At 67.9% G+C, this 13,939-nt stretch carries 13 protein-coding genes; 10 read left to right on the top strand and 3 right to left on the bottom strand.

Annotated elements, in window-relative coordinates:
* Positions 1-365: 365 nt before the first annotated feature.
* On the bottom strand, positions 366-605 hold the full coding sequence (locus J2853_RS36805; protein ID WP_307565516.1) for a hypothetical protein: 240 nt from the start codon (positions 603-605) through the stop codon (positions 366-368).
* Positions 606-1,264: 659 nt separating this feature from the next.
* Entirely contained in the window at positions 1,265-1,501 is a 237-nt protein-coding gene (locus tag J2853_RS36800; RefSeq protein WP_307565514.1) for an I78 family peptidase inhibitor, read from the bottom strand.
* Positions 1,502-1,734: 233 nt separating this feature from the next.
* Between J2853_RS36800 and J2853_RS36795 the strand changes: the two genes are divergently transcribed.
* From J2853_RS36795 to J2853_RS36765, 7 genes are all read left to right on the top strand, one after another.
* Positions 1,735-2,679, top strand: coding sequence for an MBL fold metallo-hydrolase (locus J2853_RS36795; protein ID WP_307565513.1), 945 nt, complete (start codon positions 1,735-1,737; stop codon positions 2,677-2,679).
* Positions 2,680-2,760: 81 nt separating this feature from the next.
* Positions 2,761-3,588 carry a helix-turn-helix transcriptional regulator gene (locus J2853_RS36790; protein ID WP_307565511.1) on the top strand — a complete coding sequence of 276 codons (828 nt, stop codon included), beginning with the start codon at positions 2,761-2,763 and terminating at the stop codon, positions 3,586-3,588.
* A 405-nt stretch (positions 3,589-3,993) separates the two neighbouring features.
* On the top strand, positions 3,994-4,227 hold the full coding sequence (locus tag J2853_RS36785; protein WP_307565509.1) for a hypothetical protein: 234 nt from the start codon (positions 3,994-3,996) through the stop codon (positions 4,225-4,227).
* 12 nt (positions 4,228-4,239) lie between these two features.
* Positions 4,240-4,479 (top strand): helix-turn-helix transcriptional regulator, encoded by a 240-nt coding sequence (locus J2853_RS36780; RefSeq protein WP_307565507.1) that lies wholly within the window; start codon positions 4,240-4,242, stop codon positions 4,477-4,479.
* Positions 4,479-4,997, top strand: coding sequence for a hypothetical protein (locus J2853_RS36775; RefSeq protein WP_307565505.1), 519 nt, complete (start codon positions 4,479-4,481; stop codon positions 4,995-4,997). The genes J2853_RS36780 and J2853_RS36775 overlap by 1 nt, the downstream gene beginning before the upstream one ends.
* A gap of 254 nt (positions 4,998-5,251) precedes the next feature.
* Positions 5,252-6,973 (top strand): MFS transporter, encoded by a 1,722-nt coding sequence (locus J2853_RS36770; RefSeq protein WP_307565503.1) that lies wholly within the window; start codon positions 5,252-5,254, stop codon positions 6,971-6,973.
* Positions 6,970-7,401, top strand: a complete 432-nt coding sequence (locus J2853_RS36765) for a MarR family winged helix-turn-helix transcriptional regulator (protein WP_307565501.1) — start codon at positions 6,970-6,972, stop codon at positions 7,399-7,401. Before J2853_RS36770 ends, J2853_RS36765 begins: the two co-directional genes overlap by 4 nt.
* A gap of 155 nt (positions 7,402-7,556) precedes the next feature.
* Here the strand turns inward: J2853_RS36765 and J2853_RS36760 are convergent, their stop codons facing one another.
* Positions 7,557-8,468 (bottom strand): helix-turn-helix domain-containing protein, encoded by a 912-nt coding sequence (locus J2853_RS36760; protein WP_307565499.1) that lies wholly within the window; start codon positions 8,466-8,468, stop codon positions 7,557-7,559.
* A gap of 387 nt (positions 8,469-8,855) precedes the next feature.
* Between J2853_RS36760 and J2853_RS36755 the strand changes: the two genes are divergently transcribed.
* Genes J2853_RS36755 through J2853_RS36745 form a run of 3 tightly spaced genes read left to right on the top strand, consistent with a single transcriptional unit; the run spans position 8,856 to position 13,888 of the window.
* Positions 8,856-9,869 (top strand): endonuclease domain-containing protein, encoded by a 1,014-nt coding sequence (locus J2853_RS36755; protein ID WP_307565497.1) that lies wholly within the window; start codon positions 8,856-8,858, stop codon positions 9,867-9,869.
* A gap of 3 nt (positions 9,870-9,872) precedes the next feature.
* Entirely contained in the window at positions 9,873-10,595 is a 723-nt protein-coding gene (locus J2853_RS36750) for a hypothetical protein (RefSeq protein WP_307565496.1), read from the top strand.
* Complete coding sequence (locus J2853_RS36745; RefSeq protein ID WP_307565495.1) at positions 10,592-13,888, top strand: ATP-binding protein; 3,297 nt, start codon at positions 10,592-10,594, stop codon at positions 13,886-13,888. The genes J2853_RS36750 and J2853_RS36745 overlap by 4 nt, the downstream gene beginning before the upstream one ends.
* Positions 13,889-13,939: the final 51 nt, after the last annotated feature.

Genomic DNA, 13,939 nt, shown 5'->3' with positions numbered 1-13,939 from the left:
GGGGTGATCGACGGCGCGAGTCTGCGAAGTGGCAGGTGGCGAAGAGGAGCCTGATCGTCTCGCCTGCCACGGCTCAAGTCCAGCAGATCGGCTCCGGATCAAGGCCGTCTGCGACCGGGAGAATGATCGGGACACCGAATTTCCTCGTGATATCCACAGAGCCGATATATAAAATCCCAGCTTCGGCGGCCGGCCCTTCATCGGGGTAGGTGAGTGGCGGCATTTCGGGAAGCCGGACCCCTGGGAAGTCGTCCCCTCGTCGGGTGCGGTCACGTCGTACGGTTCGATCCCGGAATGCGGGGCGGCCCCGCGAAACACCGTCTCGCGGGGCCGCCGTTGTCCGTCGAGGTTGGTCGCCGATGTGGCTACTCACCGGAGGCGCCGCCGCAATGCTGCCGCTCCCAGCTTCCGGTTCTGTAGCTGTAGCAGTAGTAGCAGCCGTCAGCCCTGGTCACGCATTGGCTGTCCGGGGGCGCCGCCTGGGTGACGTGGTGGGCCGACGCGCAGACGCCTGGTGTGGAGGCCTGCGCGGCGCCGGTGACGGCTCCGGTGACGAGGAGTGTGGACACCGCCAGAGTGATGGCGAAGATCAAATGCTTGAGCATCAGAGATCACTCCCTGAGATGAGGGTCGAGCCCCGATTGATCGGGGGTGACGAGCGTCGGTTCCAAGTCTCGGGATACGCCGATGCGGCGCCGAACATCACCCAGACTAATCGCGACATCAGATGAAATCCCCCACTTGGAGGCAAAGCATTATTTTTGGCGCATAACTATATAAATGCAATTATCGGCATTCATCAGAAAAACACGGCATCGCACCCCGGCTGGCCGCCATGTGCCTTCGAGCCGCGGATTCGTACCGCCGACGAAAGGCCGGACGGCGTTTCCCCGGAGATTTCAACGCGGAGCCACAAGGACGGAAATGACAGGCAAGGAAATCGGCGTCATTGTTGACATGATCCTGCCGTCCACCTCTGACGCCCCCGAGCCGGCCGTACCCGAGGGCACGGGGGTCATCCGGCTTCGGTGAGATCCGTGGCCGTGGTCGACCCGGTGACGACGGCCGGCGGGCTCCGCGACGCGGGTGAGGCGTTACCGGGCGGCCCGAGCGGTGGCCGCCGTCTTCTCCGCACCGGCAGCGGACGGGCCCGCGGCCCGAACGGCCGCCCCGCCTCTCGGCAGGACGTACAGGGTGAGCACCCGCCGGACCGCGACGTCCGTACCGCCGAGAAAACCTGCCTGGCCCAAGGCGCCGCCACGCATCAGCCGTTGTCGGCCTCGATCACGGTGCCGGTTCCGGTGGAACCGTCTATCGCCCCGTCGGTGGTGAGGTTGAGCCGGTTCGGCTGATACTCCATCGTGCGGAACATGCCCTCCTCAAGTAGGCGCACCACGGTCCAGCCGGCTCTCTCGGCCTCCACCCTGGCGGCCATCACCTCCATCCCGACGTACCGCCGGATCTCGTCGTCGGTTTCGGGCGGGGCTTCCGAGAAGGTCATGACAGCATCATTTCCCTGGTGGGCCACCTGTATGCGGCGAATCGCGACCGTCCCTGCGAGGAAGGCGCGACAGAACGGCTCGGGTGAGCGGAGAGGAGGCACGGGGGAACTCCCCGCGATGGACGACCCGGGCACGGGGTACGACAACCCGTGACCGAAGGGCACGACGAGGAGGCCCGAAGGAAGGCAAAGGCCCGCCCGAGGAGGCGAGGCAAAGGTCTGAGGAGCCCGCGATGGAAACGATCTCCTTTGGAGACCTCGAAGTCGGGCGCGTCGTCGAGTGGCGGGGATCTCTCCGTACGGTGAGCGAGATCCTGCCCGACGCTCCGGCGGAGGTCTGGGACGCCAACAGGTCCTGGCTCAGCCCGGACTTCTGGAACCCCGTAACCGGCGCCTACCAGATCTTCGTCCAGACCTGGGTCATCCGTGGCCCCGGCCGGACCGTCCTCGTCGACACCGGCATCGGCGATGACCGCGACCGGCCGCAGGTTCCGCAGTTCGCTCACCTGCGCACCGGTTTTCTCGATCGCCTCAGTGCGGCCGGTGTACGACCGGAGCAGGTTGACATCGTGATCAACACCCACCTGCACCACGACCATGTCGGCTGGAACACCCGGCTCGACGCGGGCGGCTGGGTCCCGGCGTTTCCCAACGCCACCTATCTCGTTCCGCGCGCCGACTACGACCACTACCGTCCGGGCGGCACCGCACGGATGCTCCCGGCCCACACCGACGACGAACGGCGACGCCTCGACAACCTCCGGCTGGTCTTCGCCGACAGCATCGAGCCGATCGAAAGCGCCGGGCAGCTGGTCCTCTGGGAGGGGGAGCACCGCATCGACGACACCCTGCGTCTCGAATCGGCGCCCGGTCACACCCCTGGATCCTCGGTGGTCTGGCTGGAGTCGCGTGACGCCCGGGCCGTGTTCGTCGGAGACCTGATGCACAGCCCCGTGCAGATCCTGCATCCCGGCTACAAGAGCTGTTTCGACCTCGACGCCGAAACGGCCCGCGCCTCCCGGCGCCGGGTCCTGGCCGCGGCGGCCCGGACCGGCGCCACCGTCTTCCCCGCCCATTTCGGCGGCCACGGCGCGGTCACCGTCCAGCCCGGCCCGGGGCCCGACGCGTTCGCCGTCTCCTGGGCGAACCTGGCCCCGGAGGCAGGAGACCTCGGATGAGGATCATCGCAGAAGAACGAGAATCAAACCAGGGAGTGACATTGCCACCTTTTTGGCTAATTAACGACATACGGTAGTGAAATGGACAGCGACAAACTCCTCGGTGACTTCTTGCGCGCTCGTCGAGGAGCCACCCTCCCGGAGCAGGTAGGGCTGCTGGACTCCGGCTCCCGCCGGACGCCGGGACTGCGCCGGGAGGAGGTGGCGATGCTGGCCGGGGTCAGCAACGACTACTACATCCGCCTGGAACAGGGGCGTGAACGCCATCCGTCCGATCAGGTACTCGCCGCCCTGGTACGGGCGCTGAACCTCGGCCCCGAAGCCGCGGCACACCTGTACGAACTCGCACGCCCCCGGGCCTCCAGGCACGGACTGGGCGACCGGAGCGACGAGGTCCACCCGAACGTGGTGCGGCTCATACAGAGCTGGGACCACGCGCCGGCGTACGTGGTGAACCAGCGGTTGGACGTGCTGGTCAAGAATCCGCTGGCCACCGTCCTCTACGAGGGGCTGGAGCACAACGACAACCTGCTCCGGCTGGCCCTGCTCAATCCCGCGGCGCGCGAGTTCTACCCGGACTGGGAATGGGACACCCGCTCCAAGGTGGCCCACCTGCGAGCCGTGGCGGGAAGAGACTGCACCGACCCGTTCATGCTCGAACTGATCGAGGAACTCTCCGACGAGAGCGAGGAGTTCCGACAGATGTGGGACCGCTACGACGTGCAGGCCAGGACCCGCACGACCGTACGCTTCCATCATCACAGGGCCGGTGGACTGCTCACCTCCATGGAGGTGCTGAGCATCGACAGCTCTCCCGGCCAGAAACTCATCATCTTCCAGGCCGAGCCCGGCAGTCCCTCCGATGCCGCGCTGACCCTGCTGGGCAGCACGGCCCACCAGGACACCTGACCGGCCCACCTGCCTGGCCCGTCATGACGCGCGACGGCCCGTGGAACCGGCCTGCTCACCGGGAGCCCGCACGCCTCACCCCTTCGTGGTCGCGGTTCTGACCGCCTTCGCCCGGTGGGCTTCTGACATCTCCCCCGGCTCCCCGGTTCGTCCGGAGGTCGGGTCCCGTCTTGTCGAGTCGTGCCCTTCGCGCGACTCGACGTCCACGCCCAGCCCCGGGGGTGGGGACGACCACCCTCCCGCGCCGCAGGGTCGCCCGCCCGTTGTCGAGGAGCGCGGTTCTCCACGACGGGGCACCCAGCGCAGCCCTGCGACTTTTCATATCTGACTCTTGATGAAATGTAGTAGAACTACTATCTTTCTCGGCATGAGTAGTATGATCATTTCGTCGCCGGCACCGGTCTCATGACGTTTCCGCCGGCCCCCAGCACCGACCCGCCGTCGCGGCCGCGCGCCGTCTCGGGCGGGATCTTCGCCTCCCCCGTGGAGCGGGTGACCACCTTGATGTGCCAGATCGTCGTGCGGAGCGCGCTCATCCCGGCCACGGGCGTGATCGTGGGCGAAGTCACGCCGCCGCACGACCGGCTGAATCACGGCTCGACGAGCGGCAACCGGCCCCGCACGGTTCCTGAGGTCTGAGAGGTCACCGCCATGCCCTCCGAAGAGGTGTACAACCGCATTTTGCTGCTCAGGGTGGAGCGGGGAGCCTCCCGCAAGGATCTGGCCGACGCGTTGGGCTTCCACTACCAGACGGTTGGGTACCTCGAACGCGGCAAGTACAACCCCGGCCTCTTTCTCGCCCTGCGTATCGCCGAGTACTTCAACGTGCCGATGGAAGTCGTGTTCTCCCTCAAGCCGTTCCCCCGGCTTGGAAGCGAGGTAGAGAAGTGATGAACGAGCTGAACCGCAAGCAGGTCGAGGATGTCAGGCGCTCCTTGAGGCCCAGGTGGTACGGCACCCGCCAAGGCCGCCGGGTCGCGGCCGCCCTGGGCGCCGCCGCGCTGGCGATGATCTGGGCCAGCGCGGTCGTGTGCTGGTTCCTGGCACCCAGCACCACGGCGATGTGGATCACCCTGAGCCTCGCGGGCATCGCTCTGGTGACCTACGCGGGGGTGTTCTCGGTGCTCATCGCGGCGTCCGACGGTGTGGTCGGCCTGGCCGAGAAGAATCTGGACGAGCGCCAGCTGGCCGAACGACGGCACATCTACACCCTCGCCCATCGCGGCAGCGCCTGGATGCTCGGGGTGGCCACCATAGTGGTGGGACTTCTGTCGGGCAGCGACCACATCCTGCGGGTCCCCACGACCGCGGCCTTCATGTTCATGGTCGCGATCTGGACGACCCACAAGATCACGCCCCACCTCATCGCCTGCTGGCGTCTTGAGGACGCGCCACCGGACGACGAGTGATCTCACGGCGGCGGTGAAGGAGACGTTCCGGCGCGCCCCGCGCCGTCGGAACGTGCCCGGAACGGGCAGGCGGCGCCCCCTCGACACCGGTCCCGGTGGACTCCCGCTTTCACGGCCCCTGCGGCTTTCACGGGCTCAGACCCCTACGGCCTCCATGAAATCAGAGCCCCCATGGAGATATAACACCAGGTCAGAGCATATACTTAGTTTACGCCAACTAACTATCGAGCCAGATCTGGAGATCTGGGGGGCTCATGCAGACTTCCACCACCGTTCCCACCACACCGCCTTCCCGGCCAGGCGGACGCCTTCCCTACAAGTGGTCGGTGCTGTCCAACACGACGCTGGGCATGCTCATGGCCACGGTGAACGCCTCCATCGTGATCATCTCCCTGCCCGCCATCTTCGACAGCATCCATCTCAACCCGCTGGCCCCGGAGAACGTGAGCTACCTGCTGTGGATGCTCATGGGATACATGCTGGTCACCGCTGTGCTGGTGGTCACCCTGGGCCGGCTGGGCGACATGTACGGCAGGGTGAGCATCTACAGTGCCGGCTTCGCCGTGTTCACCGGCGCCTCGGTGGCGCTCGCGCTGACCCCGTTCAGCGGTCAGGCGGGCGCGTTGTGGCTGATCGGCTGGCGACTGGTGCAGGGTGTCGGCGGCGCCATGCTGATGGCGAACTCCACAGCGATCATCACCGACGCGTTCCCGGCACGCCAGCGAGGCATGGCGCTGGGCGTCAACCAGGTCGCGGGGCTCGCCGGCACCTTCATCGGGCTGATGGCGGGTGGCCTGCTGTCCGCCTGGCACTGGGAGGCGATCTTCTGGTTCAGTGCGGTGATCGGCCTGGTGGGCACCTGGTGGGCCTACCGGAACCTGCGCGAGACGGCGGCGCGCCGGCACGACCTGAGCATCGACTGGTGGGGCAACCTGACCTTCGCCGTCGGGCTGACCGCGATGCTGGCCGCGATCACGTACGGCATCCAGCCCTACGGCGGCCATGTCGAGGGCTGGTCCAATCCGATGGTCATCGCGGGACTGGTCGGCGGCGCCGTCCTGCTGGGCGTGTTCTGCTTCCTGGAGACGCGGGTGCGGCACCCGATGTTCCACCTCGGGCTCTTCCGGATCCAGGCGTTCTGGGCCGGAAACGCGGCCGCGCTGCTCAACGCGATAGCCCGTGGCGGGCTGCAGTTCATGCTCATCATCTGGCTGCAGGGCATATGGCTGCCCCTGCACGGCTACAACTTCGAGGACACCCCTCTGTGGGCGGGGATCTACCTCCTTCCGCTCACCCTCGGGTTTCTCCTCGCCGGACCGGTCTCGGGCTACCTGTCCGACCGGTACGGGGCGAAACTCCTGGCCACCGGCGGCCTGTTCGTCATGGCGGTGACCTTCCTCGGCATGCTGGAGATACCGGTCGTGTTCAGCTACCCGATCTTCGCCTTCCTGCTGCTGTTCAACGGCATCGGCTCGGGGCTGTTCTCCGCGCCGAACACCACGGCGGTGATGAACTCGGTGCCCTCCGACCAGCGCGGGGTGGCCTCCGGCATCCGGGCCACCTTCCAGAACTCCGGCATGGTGCTGTCCATCGGCGTGTTCTTCTCCCTCCTGGTCGCCGGGCTGTCCCACTCGCTGCCCGGCGCCCTGGACAGCGGCCTGAGCGCCCAGGGCGTGCCGCCACACGCGGTGGCCTCGGTCGCCGCCGTACCGCCGGTCGGCCTGATGTTCGCCGCGTTCCTCGGCAGCAACCCCCTCTCCTCGCTGCTGGGCTCCGCCGGTGTGCTGCACCAGTTGCCCCCCGCGACCGTGACGACGCTGACCAGCAAGGCCTTCTTCCCGAACCTGTTGTCCGCGCCGTTCCACGACGGCCTGATCGTCGTCTTCGTCCTCGCCGCCGTCCTGGCCGCCGCGGGGGCGGTGGTCTCGCTGTTCCGCGGTGACCTGTACATCCACGAGGAGATGGCGGAGCGATGAGCGCGCCCGTGTTCGATGACAGGCAACTCGCCGGCAGGCTGAGTCTCACCGTCGGCCGGCTGCACCGGCGCATCCGGCTCGCCAGCAACGACGTGCCGCCGTTGCAGCTGTCCACGCTGGTCTCGATCGAGAGTCACGGCCCGCTGCGTCTGGGCGAGCTGGCCCAGCGTGAGGCCGTCACCCCACCGACCATGAGCCGTGTCCTCGCGGCGCTCACCCAGCGGGGCCTGCTCGTCCGCACCATCGACGCCAGGGACGCGCGCTCCAGCCGGGTGGCGCTGTCGCCCGCCGGGATCCGCGTGCTCGCCGAGGTGCGCTCGCGTCGTACGGCCCTGCTCGACGCCCGGCTGGCCCGGCTCAGCCCGCAGCAGCGCGAGGCGCTCGCCGCCGCGTTGCCCGTCCTGGAGGCCATGGTCGTCGAGGACTGAGACGCGGGACGCGGCGCGGGGACGGCTCCCACTTGGGGCACGTCCCCGCGCCGCCCGGCCGGCGCGCCCGGGGGAGCCGCCGCCTGCCGGTGCCGAGGCGAGCAGGCGGCGGTTCGGGGGCTCAGCCCGCCGGGGCGAGCGCGCACACGACGCGGTCAGCCGTGGGCGTGCAGGGCGGCGATCACCCAGGTGAACGCGGGAATGACCGAGGGGGACGGCTCGCGTCCGTTGAGGGTGGCCAGGAGCTGCCAGTAGCGCTCCACCTGGGCGTCGGCGAGCACCCGGAGCCGCTCGCGCAGCTCGGCGCGCTCTTCGGCCGACAGGCGGGGCTCGACGATGCCGTTCAGGATGAGCCCGCCCTCGGCCGACTCCGGTGCGATCTTGCCGGTCAGGGCCCGTCCGGCCTGCTCCAGCACCCGCCGCCGCAGGTCGAAGCCGGCGTCCACCCGCGGTCCGGAGGAGCCGCTGAGCACGATCCGCCGCAGCCGCTGTTGAAACTTCCCGTCGCCGACCAGCTCGGCCAGCTCCACCCAGGCGTCGACCTGGCCCGGCGTCGGATCGTCCGGCAGTTCGGCGGGCAGCTCGCGCATCCACCCGGCGACGACCAGGGCGTCGTCGTCGAGGTCGATCCCGGCGAAGAGGCCGTCGACGAAGTCGTCGATGATCTGCTGCCGTTCCCGGGCCGACAGCTGGGCTAATTTGTGCATGATCAGTGTCTCCTCCGTTGTGCTGCCCCGTTGGGCGATCGTGCGGAGCACGGCGCGGCGTAGCTTCAGGGTGCGGATCTCCGCGTCCAGCGCCCGGGCGTGCGTCTGTGCCACCTCGGCCACCGTGACCTGGCGCGCAAGGATCTCCTGGACGGTCTCCAGGCCGATGCCGAGCTCGCGCAGCGTCCGGACGAGGTCGAACCGGGCGACGGCCGTCGCGTCGTACAGGCGGTACCCGCCGGCGGAACGCTCCGTGGGCGGCACCAGGCCGCTGTCGGACCAGAAGCGGATCGTGTGCACCGACAGGCCGGTACGGCGGGCGAGCCGGCCGATCGTGTAAAGCTCCGTGCTGTCACTCACGGGACAAACCTGCACCTTCGAGCCACTGGAGAGTCAAGCCGCAGGCTCAACGGAGGGCCCACGGCGGAGCCTGCCGGCTGACGTCCGTAAAACGCCACGAAGGCGATCACCACCGGCCGGTAGAACGGATTTCGTATTCTCTGGCAAACCACTGCATTCTTCTGTCACTGCCGTATAGCCTCGGAAAAGTTGACACATGAGGAAACCAGAGGAAGCCACGTGGCGCGGTCGTGGGCAGAACTACCGAGAGGCCGCGTCGTGCGACTTCACGGTACGAACGCGGATACCATCGCGCTGTCGCTGGATCCTCTCCCCGATGACGCGCCCGCGATAGTCACCTACTTCGCGGATGACACGCGATCAGTGGCGGAAATGGTGACCTCGGTATTGTCCGAGCTCGAAAAGGCCGCCGTCGGTTTGTTTCCGGCATGGCTGCCGGGCGCGGAGGACATCGGCGGCCCCGGGGGCGCGGGAGGGAGCGCGGTACGCGCACTCGCTCTGCGGACGGCATCCGTGACCGGCCACTTCGGCCCTTTCCTCGCCCATCTGGCCGAGCTGTCCCTTCGCGATACCGAGGCGTCCCCTCACCGCCCCGGCCCGTTCTCGCACGACGTCGAACCGCCCGCGCACGGCACCGGACAGACGCCTCACGACATCGAACCGCCCGCACGCGGCGCCGGGCAGACGCCCGCGAGGAGGTCGCGTCGATCCACCAGGTTCGCTCCCGAGGTGCGCGCCGTCGGCCTTGCCCGCGTGCTCGCCGCCGCTTTCGATCGTTCTCACACGTCGATCATCGTGCACGTGCCCGCGGGTCTTTCCTCGGCCGCGGAGGAGGTTCTCGTCGCGGGATGCGAATGGCTCGCCCACCGCGGCGAGCTCGGAATCTGGCTCACAGGCGCCCCGCTGATCGCCGTCGACCGGGTCGAGACGGTGACGGTCCGCCTTCCCCCCTCGGTGGTGAGCCTCGCCCGTGAGCTTCCGGGGCCGACCTCGCCGAGGTCATCCGGCGCCAGGGCCGCGCGCACCGTCGCCTACCCCGCCGTCGCCGGGGTCCCCCATCCGGCGAGCAGTGCCGAACAGGCCCTGGAGACCGCGCTGTCCTCGCGGGACTGGGCGACGGGCCGGGCGTGGAACCAGACCTACCGGTCGCACCCGCTCGCCAACCCCGTACGGCTGGACCTGCTGTGGCGCGAGGAGCGGTGTGTCGTCGAGATCGACGGGCCCGACCACGGCTCCCCCCTCAAATACGCGGCGGACCGGCAACGGGACGTCCAGCTCCAACTGGACGGTTACGCCGTTCTGCGCTTCACCAATGTCCAGGTTATGACTGACGCGGCAGCAGTGATCGACCAGATAAAGCGGTTCCTCCGGAACCGCCGCCTTGAAATGTCGAAAGGATAAATCATGTCGGATAAAAAGTTGTCGATCCCTGAGATTTCCGCCCTTGTGGTGTTGATGGTGGAAGCCAAGGAGGTTTCCAACCCCGAACTCAAGGAACACCACGGCCTGACGCTCGACGGGAAGGCGCGTCGGCACCTGAACGAGCTGAAGCTGGTCGACAGCTGGAAAGACGGACGCGCGTACGCGCACGTGCTGACCGACCTGGGATGGGCGCGTATGGCCGAGGAACTTCACGCGGGAACGGTCCCATTGCTCCCAGGCTCGGCAGGAGCCATGGCCCGCGCCCTGCTGATCGGCCTTCAAGGATTCATGAAGCGGACCGACCACAGGCTCGCCGACATCTTCCAGCCGCGCAACGACTCGGACGCCGGAGACTCATCCGTGCCGGCTGCAGAGTCGGAGGTCGAGGTGTCCACGCCGGCCGCGGTGGCGGCCTCTCCCGCGCCGGCCGCAACGTCGACGCCGGACATCGAGGCGCGCGTCCGCGCCGCCTATACCGAATTGGCCCGTGAACCCGGCACCTGGGTGAGTCTCACGAAGATCCGCCCGCTCCTGGGTGATGCGACGAGAGCAGAGGTCGATGACGTGCTCACACTGATGAACCGCATGCCGGGCGTGAACATCGTTCCCGAGTCGAATCAGAAGACCCTCACCCAGCAAGATCGTGACGCGGCGGTGACCATCGGCGACCAGGCCAAGCACTTTCTTTCGATCGAGGTGCGATGACGGGCCCCGAACGGAGCGCACTCGCCGCGCTCAAGTTCAGCTACACCCAAGTACCCGACGACGTGTGGCGTTCGCCGCAGTTTCACGTGGAGGGTCTGCACCGGCACACCGCACACGTTCTCCTCGGCGGCTTGGCCGAGGCCAGGGAAAGCCCCGACGTAAGTCCGGTCGGGGTGATCGTTCAGGGGCAGCGGGGCGCGGGGAAGACGCACCTGCTGGGCTGGGTACGCGAGAAAGTCCAGAGAGAGAGCGGATACTTCTTTCTGGTGAGCCTCCTGGATGCCAAAGGCTTCTGGGAAAGCATCGTGGTGTCCATGCTCGACAGCCTGTCTCGCGAGCGAGTCGACGGGAAGAGCCAACTCTCGATCCTCCTGGAGCACCTTTCGTTGCTGGCCGACGTACCGCGGATGGTACGGCGTGCGGTGACCGGAAACTCGGTACTGTCAAAGACGGCTCTCGACACCTTCATCGACGCATTGCGCCGATTCAACAAACTGGTCGGCCGGGACAGCCAGGACACCGCCAGAGCCCTCGTGCTGCTCGCGTCCGATGATCTAAGAGCGCAGGACATCGGAGAATCCTTCCTGTCCTCCACGCCGGAGGAGGAGCCGGGCGAGCGTGCGCAGTGGGGCATACGACAGGTCCAGAAGACACCTCAGGAGATCGTCAGGAACCTCTCACACCTGCTTGCCCTCACCGGACCGTCCATCATCGCGATCGACCAGATCGACACGCTCGTCGCGCAGTCCTCGATGTCCACCGGCGGTGACGCTGTTCCGGACACGCGCGAGACGATCATGATCGAGCAGGTCGCGGGTGGCCTGATGTCGCTGCGAGAGGTCACCCGCCGGACGCTGACGGTCGTCTCCTGCCTTCCGATGACCTGGATTCTCATCGAGAGGTTCGCGACGGACACCGTCCGTGACCGGTTCCGGAAAGCCGTCCAGCTCAAGACGATCCCCGATGCCGAGACCGGTCGCGCCCTGATCGAGAAACGGTTCGAGTCGCGGTTCCGCGAGATCGGCTTCGAGCCGCCCTACTCGACGTGGCCGGTGAGTCCGTCCGCGTTCGACCTCGCCCCCGATTTCACGCCACGGCAGCTACTGATCAAGATTGACGAGCACATCCAGTCGTGCCTGCTCAACGGTGAGATCAAGGAACTGGAGCATCTCGGTGGCCGGGTCCCGGCGAAGCCGGGGGGCACCACTCCGCCGCCGGTGGCGTCCGAGGAGGATCTCTCCGCCCTTGACGCCCGGTTCGCGGAGCTGAGGAACACGGCGAAGGTGGTGGCGGCCCTCTCCCCCGCCACCGAGGACGCGGCGATGCCGCCGCTGTTGTCCGCGGGGCTCACCGCCTGGATCACCGAGCAGGGCGAGGCCGGGCAGGCGTTCGACCAGGATCCTCCGCCGAGTTCGAAGCCTCCCCTGCACGCGCGCCTGCGGCGCAGCCTGGACGAGAGCACCGAGGACGAGGCGCACTGGGGCTTTCGCGCGATCTCCTCGGAAAACGCCATCTCCGCGCTGAACCGCCTGCGTAAGGCCTCGGTGGCGGCCGGCCTGGACCTCGATGTCCCGAAGAGGCGGTTGTTCGTACTGCGGAACGCGAACTGGGCCAAAGGACCTCGCACCCTTGAGGCCGTCGCGGCGTTCGAGCATGCGGGCGGCAGGATCCTCGGCGTCGACCCCGAAGATCTCAAGATTCTTTCCGCGCTCCGGGATCTGCTCCGGGAGAATCCTCCGCACCTGCGGGCGTGGCTGGCCGTACGGAGACCGACCGGCGACGTCAAACTGCTCGGCGAGGCACTGGGCGACGTATGGACCGTTCCCGGCGAGCAACCCGCCCACCCCGCGCGCGCCGAGCAGCCCGGCCCCATCCCTTCCGGCGGGCAACCCGACCGGCCCACTCCCCGCGAGAGGTCCGGCCGCATCACTCCCGGCGCGCGTCTTGACGGAGTCGTGTTTCCGGCGCGCGTCTCCCCCGACGAAAGTCCTGGCCAGGCCGCTCCCGCGGTGAAGCCCCCTTCGACCGTGACGGCCACCAGACCCGACGCGCGCCGCGTGCCGTACATCGCCCTCGGCACGGCGGTCAACGGTGACGCGCCTGTCGGCGTCGAGCTGGAGGCGCTCAGGAAGCACACCGCGATCTTCGCCGGATCCGGGTCGGGGAAGACCGTGCTCATCCGCAACCTGATCGAGAGGTGCGCGCTCCAGGGCGTCTCCGCCATCGTGCTCGACCCCAACAACGACCTCGCCCGGATGGGAGACCCGTGGCCGGAGGCGCCGGAGCAGTGGGCCTCGGGCGACGCGGCGCGGGCCGCCGAATACCTGACGTACACCGACGTCGTGGTCTGGACCCCGGGGCTCACCCTGGGACGCCCGCTCAGCTTCCAGCCCCTGCCCGACTTCGCGAGCGTCCTCGACGACGCCGACGAGTTCAACGAGGCGATAGAGGTCGCCGTCGCGTCCATCGTGCCGAAGGCCAAGCTCGGGGCGAACACGCACAAGGCCCAGCTGGGGCAGGCGGTGCTGAGGGAGACGCTCAAGTACTACGCGCGCCGGGGCGGTCCGACCAGCCTCGCGGGTCTCATCGAGATGCTGTCGGCACTGCCCGAGGGGGTGAGCGGGCTCGCCAACGCGGAGAGGCTCGCCGCCGACCTGGGACAGATCCTGGCCGCGGCCGTGGTCAACGACCCGATGTTCGGCGGTGTCGGCGCACCGGTCGACCCTGGTCTCCTGCTGACTCCGCCCCCGGACAAGACGGCACGCGTCTCAGTGATCAACCTCGCCGGGTTGCAGTCGGACGATCAGCGGCAGAGCTTCGTCAACCAGCTCCAGATGGCGCTGTTCGCCTGGATCAAGAAGCACCCGGCGGGCGATCGGCCGCTGGGCGGGCTGTTCGTGATGGACGAGGCGCAGACGTTCGCGCCGTCGGGCGCCATGACCGCGTGCACGAAGAGCACGCTGGCACTGGCGTCCCAGGCGCGTAAGTACGGGCTCGGCCTCGTGTTCGCGACCCAGGCTCCTAAGGGACTGCACAACCGGATTCCGGGAAACGCCGCGACCCAGTTCTTCGGCCTGCTGAACAGCCCGGCCCAGATCGACGCGGCGAGGGAGATGGCTCGGGGCAAGGGCAGCCGCGTCACCGACATCTCGAAGCTGAGGTCGGGCCAGTTCTACACGGCCGTAGAGGGCATGCCGTTCGTGAAAGTGCAGGTCCCCATGTGCCTGAGCCACCACCCCAAGGATCCGCTCACCGTAGAGGAAGTCGTCAAAAGGGCTAAGAACTCCCTGTAGGCCGACACCGACGTCTGATCCATGGGCTTCACCATGGATCAGAGCAGATCC

Origin of the sequence: Streptosporangium lutulentum (assembly GCF_030811455.1) — a bacterium.
Taxonomy (GTDB): domain Bacteria; phylum Actinomycetota; class Actinomycetes; order Streptosporangiales; family Streptosporangiaceae; genus Streptosporangium; species Streptosporangium lutulentum.
This window is presented reverse-complemented; position numbering and strand designations above follow the sequence as displayed.

Coding starts and splice junctions, on each gene's coding strand:
- J2853_RS36745 (WP_307565495.1), top strand. CDS start 10,592: ATGACGGGCCCCGAACGGAGCGCACTCGCCGCGCTCAAGTTCAGCTAC.
- J2853_RS36770 (WP_307565503.1), top strand. CDS start 5,252: ATGCAGACTTCCACCACCGTTCCCACCACACCGCCTTCCCGGCCAGGC.
- J2853_RS36775 (WP_307565505.1), top strand. CDS start 4,479: ATGAACGAGCTGAACCGCAAGCAGGTCGAGGATGTCAGGCGCTCCTTG.
- J2853_RS36750 (WP_307565496.1), top strand. CDS start 9,873: ATGTCGGATAAAAAGTTGTCGATCCCTGAGATTTCCGCCCTTGTGGTG.
- J2853_RS36800 (WP_307565514.1), bottom strand. CDS start 1,501: ATGACCTTCTCGGAAGCCCCGCCCGAAACCGACGACGAGATCCGGCGG.
- J2853_RS36790 (WP_307565511.1), top strand. CDS start 2,761: ATGGACAGCGACAAACTCCTCGGTGACTTCTTGCGCGCTCGTCGAGGA.
- J2853_RS36780 (WP_307565507.1), top strand. CDS start 4,240: ATGCCCTCCGAAGAGGTGTACAACCGCATTTTGCTGCTCAGGGTGGAG.
- J2853_RS36805 (WP_307565516.1), bottom strand. CDS start 605: ATGCTCAAGCATTTGATCTTCGCCATCACTCTGGCGGTGTCCACACTC.
- J2853_RS36765 (WP_307565501.1), top strand. CDS start 6,970: ATGAGCGCGCCCGTGTTCGATGACAGGCAACTCGCCGGCAGGCTGAGT.
- J2853_RS36785 (WP_307565509.1), top strand. CDS start 3,994: ATGACGTTTCCGCCGGCCCCCAGCACCGACCCGCCGTCGCGGCCGCGC.
- J2853_RS36795 (WP_307565513.1), top strand. CDS start 1,735: ATGGAAACGATCTCCTTTGGAGACCTCGAAGTCGGGCGCGTCGTCGAG.